This window comes from Sideroxyarcus sp. TK5, assembly GCF_054601595.1.
Window position 1 is genome coordinate 59830 of record NZ_BAAHSJ010000007.1, and the last position, 12428, is coordinate 72257.

Here is a 12428-nt window from a genome sequence, read left to right on the forward strand (position 1 = left end):
TCAACTCCGTTTCTTGTATTCGACGAACTTCTCTTTCACTGCGTGCATCTGCTGCGCGCTGAGTATGTTCGGCACACCGGCCGCCAACGCTCGCCAGTACACCTCGCACAAGAACTCCACTTCCTGTGCCACCGACAGCGCCTCATCGAGGTCTTTGCCCAGCGCGATCATGCCGTGGTTGCCAAGCAGGCAGGCTTTGCGATCGCGCAACGCTTCCAGCGCGAGGTCGGAAAGGTTCTGTTCGCCGAAGATGGTGTATGGCGTACAGCGGATGCTGTCGCCGCCCGCGATGGCGATGTGGTAATGCACGGCAGGCACATCCTTGCCCAGGCACGCCATGGTAGTGGCGTAGGTGGAGTGCATGTGCAGCACGGCGCCGATCTCGGGGCGGGCATTGAGGATGTCGCAGTGGAAGCGCCATTCGCTGGAGGGTTTGCGGCCTTGCAGCACCTTGCCTGTCTTGTCCAGCAGCACCAGATCGGATTCAGACATCTCGGCCACCGGCAAGGCGGACGGCGTGATGAGGATGTCCTCACCACAGCGCACCGAGGCATTGCCCGCCGTGCCACGGTTCAGGCCGAGCTCTACCATGCGGCGGGAGGTTTGCAGCAAGGCGCTGCGCAATTGCTGTCCGTTCATCTCAACACGCGCCCTGCGATGGCCTGCAGCTTCTTCTTCATCGCTTCATCGCGCGCTTCCGGGGCGGTGATGAGCGCGTGCTGCAATGCGCTACGACAGCCGCATTCGCACGCTTGCTTGTCCGAACCGATATGCGGCACAGCGTGTTTGACCAATGTGCGGGCTTTGTCGGCATTGGCCAGCAGTACCTGGATGATCTGGTCTACGGTCACATCGTCATGGTTGGGGTGCCAGCAGTCGTAGTCGGTGACCATGGCCACCGTGGCGTAGCACAGCTCGGCCTCGCGCGCGAGCTTGGCTTCCGGCATGTTGGTCATGCCGATCACATCGCAACCCCACTGGCGGTACAGCTCGGACTCGGCCAGCGTGGAGAACTGCGGGCCTTCCATCACCAGATAGGTGCCGCCGCGCATGACTGAGATACCCGCTTCGATGGCGGCATTCTCGATGTGCTCGCCCAATCGCCCGCACACCGGATGTGCCATGGAGACATGCGCCACCAGCCCGTTGCCGAAGAAGGATTTCTCGCGTGCGAAGGTGCGGTCGATGAACTGGTCGACGATGACGAAAGTGCCGGGCGAGAGATGTTCACGCAGCGAGCCGACGGCGCTGACCGAAATGACATCGGTGCAGCCGACGCGTTTCAGGGCGTCGATATTTGCGCGAAAGTTGATATCGGAAGGCGGGATCTTGTGGCCGCGACCGTGACGGGGCAGAAAAGCCAGCTTCACCCCGTCCAGCTCACCGAACAGCAGCTCGTCCGAAGGTTCACCGAAAGGCGACTCGACCTTCTCCCAGCGTTTGTTCTCCAGCCCTTCGATGTCGTAGACACCGCTGCCGCCGATGATGCCGATGCTCGCCTGCCCCATGATTCCCCCCAAGTCCGTAATGGGCATGGATTGGAACAGGAAACCGCCATGCGCTCAAGTGTGATGTTTCTCACAGACACTGTTGCAGCTGCTGCCTATGATGCGCCGCATTCCGCACGGAGCCTTAAGATGAAAACCAGCAAATTCGCAATATTCGCCGTTTTCCTTTGGGTCGCCACTGCACTCGTATTCGGCTGGTTCTTCATAAAGGGCAATACCACCGAGATCGAAGGCCAGCGCGATGCCATCGTGCTGTTGCCTGCCGAACGTGAACTGGTGTTACTGGAGATGCGTGGCCTGCTGGGTTCCACCCAGGGTATCCTGGCCGGACTGGACAAGAAGGACATGAAGCAGGTCGCCCAGGCGGCACGTGCTTCCGGTATGGCTTCAGCAGCCGATGTGAATCCTGCGCTGATGGCCAAGCTGCCGATGTCGTTCAAGGAACTGGGCATGACCGTGCACCACGCCATGGACGAGATCGCTCAGGACGCCGAGGCCGGAAAGCCTTCCGCCGAAATCCTGAACAAGTTGAGCAATACCCTTACCAGCTGCGTGGCCTGCCATGCGGCATGGCAATTGAAGTCGGAGTAATATTCAACAACCGTAACCCTTAATGGAAGGAGTCGAAGATGAAATGCAACTCAGGTGGTATCGATCGTGGACTGCGTGTGATCGTCGGACTGGCGCTGATCGGCCTGACTGTGACCGAGACCATAGGCGTATGGGGCTGGATCGGCGTGGTGCCGCTGTTGACCGGCGCCATCGGCTTCTGCCCGGCCTATGCGATCTTCGGCATGAACACGTGCTCGACCGAGAAGAAGTAAACATCATTTCCCCAGACTTGCCCGGCTCAAGCCGGGCATTTTTTATAAGGAAGGAATACCCATGAAGAAATCCCTGCTTTTGACCTCCCTGTTTGTCCTGTCCGCCCCGGCTTTGGCAGACAACCTGGAAAAATACCGCGAAGAGAGCCGCGCTGTGATCGGCCCCTTCATGCAAAATCTGGTTGCCGCGAACAAGAAAGCCGTGATGGAAGGCGGCCCTGAGTCAGCCATCACCGTGTGCAAGGACATCGCCCCCGCGATGGCCGGTGACATCTCCCGCCAGCAAGGCATCAAGCTGACCCGCGTCTCGGACAAGGTGCGCAATCCGATGTTGGGCACGCCCGATGCATGGGAACAGAAGGCCTTGAAGAAGATGGAGAAACAACTGGCCAAAGGCGCGAAGCCCGAAACGCTGGAAGTGGCCGAGATCGTGAAAGAGCCGAACGGCAAATACCTGCGTTACATGAAGGGTATCGTGCTGCAGCCCGGTTGCGTCGCTTGCCACGGCAGCAAGGAAGAAATCTCGCCCGCCGTTCAAGCGCGTCTCGCCGCAGACTATCCGCATGATCAGGCCACCGGCTACAAGCCCGGCCAGCTGCGCGGCGGTGTGAGCCTGAAACGCCCGCTGTAAATCGTGGTAGATTCGGCGTGCCATGACTGAAAAGACAGAGCACGCCGAATTGCAGATCGCCGGGATGCGTTGCGCATCCTGCTCTGCGCGTCTGGAAAAATCCCTCAACGAATTGCCCGATGTCACCGCCGTGGTGAACATCGCCACCGAAAAAGCCAGCCTCACCTACGATCCGACCCGGACCGACCTGGAAACCATAATCGAAACGGTGCGCCACACCGGCTTCGACGCGCACCCCGCGCGCGACTTCGCCGCCGAGAAAGCCGATCGCATGGCTGTGCTGAAGCATGAGCGCAATCTGTTCCTCGTTTCTATATTTCTGACCTTGCCGCTGATCGGTGAGATGGTGCTGATGTTCGCCGGTGTGCATCTGATGATGCCGCTGTGGGCGCAATGGTTGCTCGCCACACCGGTGCAGTTCTGGGCCGGGGCGCGTTTCTATCAAGGCGCTTGGGCGGCATTGCGCAGCGGTGGCAGCAACATGGATGTGCTGGTCGCATTGGGTACCAGTGCAGCCTATTTCATGAGTGTTGCGGTATGGCTGCTCGGGCTGGATCAGCCCGTGTATTTCGAAGCCAGCACCACGCTGATCACACTGGTGTTGATGGGCAAGCTGCTGGAAGCGCGCGCCAAGGGCAAAGCCTCCGCCGCGTTGGAAGCCCTGATCAACCTGCAACCAAAGATCGCCCATACCGAGCGCAACGGTCAATTACTGGATGTCTCCGCCGGTTCCTTGCGCCCGGAAGACATCTATATCGTGCGCCCCGGCGAGAGCGTGCCGGTGGACGGCATCGTGCTGGAAGGCGAATCGAGCATCGACGAAGCCATGCTCACCGGCGAAAGCCTGCCGCAACTCAAACAGTCCGGCACCAAAGTCTATGCCGCAACCCTCAACCAGCAAGGCGTGCTGCGCTGCCGCGCGCTGGCGGTCGGTTCGCAGACCCAGCTCGCCGCCATCATCCGCCTAGTGGAACAGGCGCAAGGCAGCAAAGCCGCCATCCAGCGTCTGGCCGACAAGATATCCGCCGTGTTCGTGCCCACCGTGCTGGGCATCGCACTGCTCACCTTCCTGGGCTGGTGGCTGTATCAGGACAACTTCAGCATCGCGCTCATCAACGCGGTATCGGTATTGGTGATCGCCTGCCCCTGCGCGCTGGGACTGGCCACGCCGACGGCCGTGGTGGTCGCCACCGGCCGCGCCGCGCATGCCGGCATCCTCGCCAAGGACGCCGCCGCACTGGAACGCGCGCACCAGCTCGACATATTGGTGTTGGATAAGACCGGCACGTTGACCGAAGGCAAGCCGGCCGTGACCGAAGTCACCCCCTCTACCGGCATCTCAGAAGAAAGACTGCTTCACACCGCCATCGCGCTGGCCCAGCACTCCACGCACCCGCTCGCCCGCGCGCTGCTTGAGCATGCGGGCGAGCAAGCCATCATCGAAGTCGGCGATCTGCACGAACATACTGGCCAAGGCTTGACTGCCACGGTCGATGGCGCGAATTGCCTGCTGGGTTCGCCCGCCTTTGCCAAGTCGCAGAACATCGTGCTGGACGATGCCGCGCTTGCAGCGCTACAGACCGAAGGCCGTTCGGTGATCGTGCTGGCGCACAGCAACGCCGTGCTCGGCTACATCGCACTGGCCGATCGCCTGCGTGAGAGCAGCCGCGAAGCCGTCGCCAAACTGCGTGGCATGGGCATACGCGTGGTGATGCTGAGCGGCGACAACGACGCCACCGCGCGCGCCATCGCTCAGCAGGCCGGCGTGGATGAGTACCTGGCCGAAGTGTTGCCGCAAGACAAGGCTCGACATGTGACTTCGTTCAAGAAAGGCGGCAAGGTGGTCGGCATGGTGGGCGACGGCATCAACGATGCCCCTGCACTGGCGGCGGCCGATGTCAGTTTCGCCATGAAGAGCGGCAGCGACATCGCGCTGGAAGCGGCCGATATCACCCTGATGCGCAACGACCTGATGTCGGTCGCCGATGCCATCTCGCTGTCGCGTGCCACGCTGAGCAAGATCCGGCAGAACCTGTTCTTCGCCTTCGCCTACAACGTGCTGGGCATCCCGCTGGCGATGCTGGGCATGCTCAATCCGGTGGTGGCGGGCGCGGCGATGGCGATGAGTTCGGTGTCGGTGGTCAGCAACGCCCTGCTGCTGAAACGATGGAAGCCCGATAACGAAAAGCATTGAACTGCGGGCGGTCGGTGCAATCGAACCATCCACCCCGCACATCTATCGACCGAGGAGTCACGTCATGAACACCCCTGCCACTCTCCTGCTTATCTCCAGCACCCTTTTGCTCGGCGCATGTGCCAGCAGCAAATCGGGTGACGTCTATACCCGCGACCAGGTGCGCCAGGTTCAGACCTTCCGCGTCGGTACCATAGAGCAACTCAAGGAAGTGCGCATCGAGGGCACTGCCACCCAGATCGGCACGGCCGCAGGTACCGTGGTCGGCGGTATCGCGGGCAGTTCGACAGGGGACGGCAAAGGCAGCGATGTGATGCGCGTGCTGGGGGCCGTGGTCGGCGGTGTGGTCGGTGCAGCGGCCGAGGAAGGTTACACGCGCGAGGACGGCATCGAGTTCTCCATCCAGCTCGAAGATGGCAGCCACATCTCCGTGGTGCAGGAAAAGTCAGTCAACGACAAGACTTTCAATGTCGGCGACAAAGTGCGTGTGATAGAGAGCGGCGGCGTGGTGCGCGTCTCGCATTGATTTTCCATTCAAGGAAAAAGGAACGGCGGCCCAGGCCGCCGTTCCTTTTCCTCACAGAGCAACTTCTTATTCTGCTGCAGCCACTTTCAGGGTGGGCAGGCTCAACTCCGTCGCGAGCTGGAAACTGGCCAGTTCAATCTTGGGCGCGGCCGACACAGCAGGGGTGACCGGCTTCGTGGCGATCTGGCCGGATGCATGGGCGACCGGGTCCGGCGTATTCATCCACAATCCGGCACTGAGCAGCAAGGTCGCAGCCAGCGCCCCCTGCGACAAGCGTGCGATCCAGTTGGTACGGCGCAGTCTGCCCAGCAGATGTTCGGTCTCCATGGCGGCGCTCAGTTGCTGCATCTCTTCACGCAAGCCCGCATTCTTGCGGGCATCATTCTCTGCGTACGCTTCCGCCAGCGTCTTCAACTCGGCCTGCAATCTGACGCTCTCTTCCGCTGCGGCTCGCGCATGGCGCTCTGCTTCCGCGCGCTGTGCACTCATCTCTGCCAACTGGCGCTCCTGATCGATGCGAGCGGTCGCCTCGGCATCGGCGATGCGTTCTGCTGCCTCACGTTCGACGCGCAAGGTCTCAATATGTGAACGCAGCATCTCGTTCTGCGCCTGGATATCTGCGACCTGTCCGGCTTCCTGCTCGCAACGCTGCGCAAGCAGCTCGATCTGGGCCGATTCGGCCAGTACCTTCTGTTGTTCGAGTTCTGCCAGTGCCAGAGCCTCCTGCTCCTTCTGCGCTGCCAATTGCGCTGCCTCGGTCGCTGCGGCGATACGCTGGCGGGCAGCTACGACGGCGCGTGCATCAGCCTGCAGCGCGGCCTCCTCCGCCTGCGCAGCCTGTTGCAGTGTGGCGGCCTTCATCTTCGCCATGTTCATGGCGCGCAAGGCGACGGATTCCTTGTCGCGTTCGACCTCCATCAATCTTGCTTCCTCAGCCAGTTTGGCAGTTGCGGCTTCCTCGGCTTTGACTTCCTGTTCCATGCGCGCGTTGTCTGCTTCGATGGCGCGCAGTTCAGCATCCATGCGCGCAGTCATGGCTTCGATGGCTTGTTGTTCAGCAATGACTCGACGGAGGGCGACCTGCTCGGCATCCGCTTCCTGGGCGGCGCGCTGCATCGCAAGCGCTTCCGCTTCAGTTTCCGCTGTCATGCGTTGACGCGCGGCGGTCTCGGCCTGCTGCTCAGCCTCTATGCGCTGCTGGATGGCAACCAGTTCCGCTGTTTCCGCTTGCAGGCGCTGCTCTTCCGCCTCGCAATCAGCTATTGCCAGCTGGACACGGGTCTCCGCTGCCGCCAGTTGCTGGTTGATCGCATCCAGACGCTGCTGGAAAATCAGCACTTCCTGTTTGTCGTTGGCAGCCTGTTGCTGAGCGGCCAGATACAGTTGATGTTCGGATGCCGCTTTCTGTGTGGCGAGTTCCCGCGCACGCTCGGCCATCTCGCGATGTTTGTGTGCATTGGCGATGGCTTCCTGCTCGGCTGCCAACTGCATTTCCAGCGCCCGCGAGGTATACATCTCGGCTTCGGCGCGTTGCTGGGCTTCCTGCACCAGCTGATGCGCTGTCTGCGCGCGTGATTCGGCAGCGCGCTTGGCTTGCTGTTCAGCCACCAGCAGGTCGCGTGCATCGGCTTCCGCCTTGCGCAGCAACAGATTGGCGGCTTCGCGCTCGGCAGCGGCCTGACGTTCGATCTCGGCGCGTTCGGTCAGTGAGCGCAAGGCTTCCTGCTCAGCTTGAAGTTTCTGCTCGGCAGCGGCACGGGCTATCTGTTCTTTTTCCAGCGCCTGCCGTGCGATCTCGGCTGCACGACATTCCGCCGCATTGCGCGCAACAGCCTCTTCCTGCGCCTGTTGTTCGAGGCGACTGCGCAACTCAATGCTTTCTGTGAGGGCGCGTTCTTCATTTGCACGCGCAACGGCAGCACGTTCTGCCTCCAGTTCGGCAGCGATACGCGCCTGTATCTCCGCCAATGCCTGCGATTCGCTGCGTTCGCGGGCGATCAGAGCTTCCTGCGCGGAGCGCTCGGCAGCTAGTTTGGCATTCACCAGTGCAACGACTTCGCGCTCGCGCTTGAGTTTTTCTGCCGCGACCTTGACCAGTTCTGCCTCACCGACCTCGCGCTCCTGTGCTTTCAAAGCTGCTTCGTGCTCGGCTTCCGCACGACGGCGCTGCTCATCGTGCAAGCGTTGCTCGGCAAGCAGACGCTTCTCCAATTCCTTTTGCGCTTCCAGTTCGGCCTGCTGGCGGATGCGCACAGATTCTGCCAAACGTGCTTCGGCTGCCACCTTCTCCTGTGAGGCGAGGGTCAGCGCGCGTTCCTGTTCAAGCCGCAGTCGAACTTCTTCGACCAACTGGGACTCGGCACGATTGCGCATCTCGATCTGTTCGGCGATCTCGCTCTCGCGCTGGGCTTTGCCCTGTGCGATGGCCCGTGCATGTGCTTCGGCACGGGAACGGGCCTGCGCGGCGAGTTGCGCATCGATCTCGGCCTCGATGCGGCCGCGCGATTCGAGTATGGCTTCGGATTCAGCCACCTCATCTTCGCGGGATGAGACCAGACGGATCTTGTTGAGTGCTGACATGTTTAACCTCGCTTAAAACTTGTTTGCCGTTTTGGCACGAGGCTAAATTAACAGTCGGGGATATTTTGTATCTGCGGAATAAAGCGGGGAAAGTGGCTTATTTCGGTGATCGACGGGCTGGAAGCAGCCGGATTCACGGCAAGTGGCCGTGGAACGGAGAACGCCGGCGGTCGCTCGGGTCAGATTCCCTCGCTACGCGCGGGGCCCCTCTACCACCTGCTCAGGCCGTTGCCCGCTCATTCCAATTCGGCTGAAATTCACCGTCTGTCGATTCGCGGGCGCATCCTCCTCGGGGTCACACCCCGCAAGCGGGGCCCCGCTCCGCCCTCGGAGGCGCTACTCCCACTCGATCGTGGCGGGCGGCTTGCCGGAAATGTCGTAGACGACGCGGTTGATGCCGCGCACTTCGTTGATGATGCGGTTGGAGACCTTGCCCAACAATTCGTACGGCAGGTGTGCCCAATGCGCCGTCATGAAATCGCTGGTCACCACGGCACGCAGCGACACCACCCACTCGTAGGTGCGGCCGTCACCCATCACACCGACCGATTTGACCGGCAGGAACACGGTGAAAGCCTGCGAGGTCTTGTCGTACCAGCTCTTGCCTTCTTCGTCACGCGTGGCACGCAACTCCTCGATGAAGATGGCATCGGCACGGCGCAGCAGGTCGGCGAATTCCGGTTTCACTTCACCCAGGATGCGCACACCCAGGCCGGGACCGGGGAATGGATGGCGATACACCATGTCTGCCGGCAGGCCGAGCGCGACACCAAGTTCACGCACTTCGTCCTTGAACAGTTCTCGCAGCGGTTCCAGCAGTTTGAGGTGCATGGATTCCGGCAGGCCGCCCACGTTGTGGTGGCTCTTGATGGTGTGCGCCTTCTTGGTCTTGGAGCTGGCAGACTCGATCACGTCGGGATAGATGGTACCTTGTGCCAGCCACTTTGCACTCTTCAGCTTGGCCGATTCGCGCTGGAACACCTCAACGAACTCGCGGCCAATGATCTTGCGCTTCTGCTCGGGGTCGGTGACGCCGGCCAGATGCTTCATGAACTCGCCGCTGGCCTCCACATGCACGATCTTCATGTGCATGTTCTTGCCGAATGTCTCCATCACCTGTGCGCCTTCGTTCAGGCGCAGCAGGCCGTTGTCCACGAACACACAGGTCAGCTGGTCGCCGATGGCACGGTGGATCAGCGCAGCCGCAACGGAGGAATCGACGCCACCTGACAGGCCGAGGATGACTTCCTCGTCGCCGACCTGTGCCTTGATCCTGTCCACGGCTTCCTCGATGTAGTCAGGCATGTTCCAGTCCTGACCGCAGCCGCAGATGTCATGCACGAATCGGCCGATGATGGCCTTGCCCTGATGGGTATGCGTGACTTCCGGGTGGAACTGCACCGCATAGAAACGGCGCGACTCGTCCGCCATCGCCGCGAACGGCGTGGCAGCATTGGAGGCGATCACACTGAATCCGGGGGGAAGTGCGGTGACCTTGTCGCCATGGCTCATCCATACGTCTAGCAGACCGTGGCCTTGTGCATTGGTCTTGTCCTGTATGCCGTCGAACAGTTTCGAATGGCCGTGCGCACGTATCTCGGCATAACCGAACTCGCGCACCGTGCCGCTCTCGACCTTGCCGCCCAGCTGGGCCGACATGGTCTGCATGCCGTAACAGATGCCGAACACCGGAACGCCCAGATCGAACACGACCTGCGGAGCCTTGGGCGTCTCGTCCTCATAGACCGAGTTCGGACCGCCGGAAAGGATGATGCCTGCCGGATCGAAAGCGCGGATATCTGCTTCGCTCATATCCCAGGGATGCAGCTCGCAATACACATGCGTCTCGCGCACGCGGCGGGCGATCAGTTGGGTGTATTGCGACCCGAAATCGAGGATGAGGATTTTTTTGTGCATAGTGAGATGGAAACAAAAAAAGGCGGACGAATCCGCCTTTTGTTAATCGATGTGGTAGTTCGGTGCTTCCTTGGTGATCTGCACGTCATGCACGTGAGATTCACGGATACCGGCGGATGTGATCTCCACGAACTCGGCTTGCGCGTGCACCGTAGGGATGTCTTTGCATCCAAGGTAGCCCATGCTGGCACGCAGGCCGCCGAGTAACTGGTGGATCACGGCCAGCACACTGCCTTTGTAGGGCACGCGGCCTTCCACCCCCTCCGGCACCAGTTTGTCGTTGTTGCCTTCTGTATCCTGGAAGTAGCGATCCTTGGAACCTTGCTGCATCGCGCCCAGACTTCCCATGCCGCGATAGGATTTATAGGAACGCCCCTGGAACAGCTCGATCTCGCCCGGTGCTTCCTCGGTACCGGCAAACAGACCGCCCAGCATCACGCAGTTCGCGCCAGCCGCGATCGCCTTAGCGATATCTCCGGAGAAGCGCACGCCGCCGTCGGCGATCAGCGGCACGCCGGTGCCGGCCAGTGCTTCCGCGACATTGTGGATGGCGGTGATCTGCGGTACACCCACTCCCGCCACCATACGTGTGGTGCAGATGGAGCCGGGACCGATACCCACCTTTACCGCATCGGCACCATGTGCGACCAAGGCCTTGGCAGCGGCCGCCGTGGCGATGTTGCCGCCGATGACGTCCACCTGCGGGAAGTTCTTCTTGACCCATTGCACGCGGCTCAACACACCTTGCGAATGGCCGTGCGCGGTATCCACCACGATGACATCCACCCCCGCTTCGACCAGCAGTGCGACGCGCTCTTCGGTCCCATCCCCTACGCCGACCGCCGCGCCCACGCGCAGCCGCCCCTGGCTGTCCTTGCAGGCATTGGGATGTTCGGTTGATTTGAGGATGTCCTTCACCGTCATCAGTCCGCACAGTTCGAAAGCGTCATTCACCACCAGCACACGCTCGATACGATGCTTGTGCATCAAGTTGCGGGCCTCATCGTGGCTGGCACTCTCGTTGACGGTGATCAGACGCTCGCGCGGCGTCATGATGTTGCTGACCGGCTGGTCGAGATTGCTCTCGAAACGCAGGTCGCGGTTGGTCACGATGCCCACCACGTTCCTGCCTTGCAGGACGGGCAAGCCGGAGATCTTGTGCTGGCGTGTCAGATTGAGCACATCGCGCACAGTCATGTCCGGCGTGATGCTGATCGGGTCCTTGACCACGCCGCTCTCGAAGCGCTTGACCTTGGCCACGTGGGCGGCCTGCTCTTTCGCGGTCATGTTCTTGTGGATGATGCCGATACCGCCTTCCTGTGCCAGCGCGATGGCGAGACGGGCTTCGGTGACGGTATCCATCGCTGCCGACAGCAGCGGGATGTTCAACTGGATGTTGCGGGTGAGACGGGCGCGCAGACTTACATCGCGCGGCAGGACATCGGATTGCGCAGGAAGCAACAGTACATCGTCGAAAGTGAGAGCTTTTTGAGTGATACGCATGGAACCTTCCTCCGCAAAGCGCGCATTATATCAAAACTTGCCGCCGCAACCGGGCCAGCGTGTTGCCCCGCGCTTGCGTTTACCGCTTGTTCCCCATCACATAGATGATGTGCTCGAAGAACAGCTCGCACCAATCCAGATCGCTCCCCTTCAGGGTCTGCAGCAGCTTGTTGACCTCGGCCAGCGGCCAGTTGGGATTCAGCATGACCAGCTTCTCGATCGGATAATGCGGCAACAGGGACTTCATCTTGAGCGCATGCTTGCCGATACCGTCCAGCATCAGGGCCAGATCATTGTCCTTGTCGGCACCGCCAGCCATGTCTCCGTACTGTTTGGGATGCTCGCGCGTGTAATCGATGAACTGGTTCAGTACGTAATAGAACTCGCCCTCATTGTTCTGGGTCACTTCATCACCCAGCATGAAGGGGAAGACCGAAAGCTCCAGCCAGTAATAGTTCAGCTTGGGGTTGCGCCACTTGCTGACACCTACGAAACCCTGTCGCTCCTGCGCCCGGCGCACACAATCATCCAGAATGAGACGGTCCGAGGCCCGCTCTATCAGATCCGGGTCCTTCAAAACGATGGGTTTGACCAAGAAGAAATCGGGGAAATCCTCGAACAGCTTTCCGGAAGTCTGATGCGAGCGGTAGTAGGTACGGAACAGCCGCAGCACCAGATCCTGGTTGCTCTCGACCCGCATGAACTCCTGTCTCTGATTCGATGGTGCCTTGCTGTGCGGCATCTG

Annotated in this window: 11 protein-coding genes; 5 read left to right on the forward strand and 6 right to left on the reverse strand. The window is 60.9% G+C overall.

Annotated features, from left to right (window positions below; genetic code table 11):
- Complete coding sequence (locus ACYPYQ_RS11700) at positions 1-639, reverse strand: class II aldolase/adducin family protein (protein WP_459724020.1); 639 nt, start codon at positions 637-639, stop codon at positions 1-3.
- On the reverse strand, positions 636-1508 hold the full coding sequence (locus ACYPYQ_RS11705; RefSeq protein ID WP_459724021.1) for an S-methyl-5'-thioadenosine phosphorylase: 873 nt from the start codon (positions 1506-1508) through the stop codon (positions 636-638). Before ACYPYQ_RS11705 ends, ACYPYQ_RS11700 begins: the two co-directional genes overlap by 4 nt.
- 129 nt (positions 1509-1637) lie before the next feature.
- Here ACYPYQ_RS11705 and ACYPYQ_RS11710 point away from each other — a divergent pair, with 129 nt between their 5' ends.
- The 5 genes from ACYPYQ_RS11710 (at position 1638) to ACYPYQ_RS11730 (ending at position 5683) form a co-directional block, all read left to right on the forward strand.
- Positions 1638-2099: a hypothetical protein gene (locus ACYPYQ_RS11710; protein WP_459724022.1), complete on the forward strand. Its 462-nt coding sequence runs from the start codon at positions 1638-1640 to the stop codon at positions 2097-2099.
- A gap of 38 nt (positions 2100-2137) precedes the next feature.
- Positions 2138-2332, forward strand: coding sequence for a YgaP family membrane protein (locus ACYPYQ_RS11715; protein ID WP_459724023.1), 195 nt, complete (start codon positions 2138-2140; stop codon positions 2330-2332).
- 61 nt (positions 2333-2393) lie between these two features.
- Positions 2394-2963, forward strand: a complete 570-nt coding sequence (locus tag ACYPYQ_RS11720) for a Tll0287-like domain-containing protein (protein ID WP_459724024.1) — start codon at positions 2394-2396, stop codon at positions 2961-2963.
- Between the two features lie 22 nt (positions 2964-2985).
- Positions 2986-5157 (forward strand): heavy metal translocating P-type ATPase, encoded by a 2172-nt coding sequence (locus tag ACYPYQ_RS11725; RefSeq protein WP_459724025.1) that lies wholly within the window; start codon positions 2986-2988, stop codon positions 5155-5157.
- A 64-nt stretch (positions 5158-5221) separates the two neighbouring features.
- A complete protein-coding gene (locus ACYPYQ_RS11730) occupies positions 5222-5683 on the forward strand; it encodes an outer membrane lipoprotein (RefSeq protein WP_459724026.1) in 462 nt (153 codons plus the stop codon).
- 66 nt (positions 5684-5749) lie between these two features.
- On the opposite strand, the gene ACYPYQ_RS11735 is transcribed toward ACYPYQ_RS11730, so the two are convergent.
- The 4 genes from ACYPYQ_RS11735 to ACYPYQ_RS11750 form a co-directional block, all read right to left on the reverse strand.
- Positions 5750-8263 carry a coiled-coil domain-containing protein gene (locus tag ACYPYQ_RS11735; protein WP_459724027.1) on the reverse strand — a complete coding sequence of 838 codons (2514 nt, stop codon included), beginning with the start codon at positions 8261-8263 and terminating at the stop codon, positions 5750-5752.
- Between the two features lie 336 nt (positions 8264-8599).
- Entirely contained in the window at positions 8600-10180 is a 1581-nt protein-coding gene (guaA, locus tag ACYPYQ_RS11740) for a glutamine-hydrolyzing GMP synthase (protein ID WP_459724028.1), read from the reverse strand.
- Between the two features lie 42 nt (positions 10181-10222).
- Complete coding sequence (gene guaB / locus ACYPYQ_RS11745) at positions 10223-11683, reverse strand: IMP dehydrogenase (RefSeq protein WP_459724029.1); 1461 nt, start codon at positions 11681-11683, stop codon at positions 10223-10225.
- Between the two features lie 79 nt (positions 11684-11762).
- The gene (locus ACYPYQ_RS11750) at positions 11763-12425 is read right to left on the reverse strand and encodes a hypothetical protein (RefSeq protein WP_459724030.1); all 663 of its coding nucleotides are present in this window, start codon (positions 12423-12425) and stop codon (positions 11763-11765) included.
- Positions 12426-12428 lie beyond the last annotated feature (3 nt).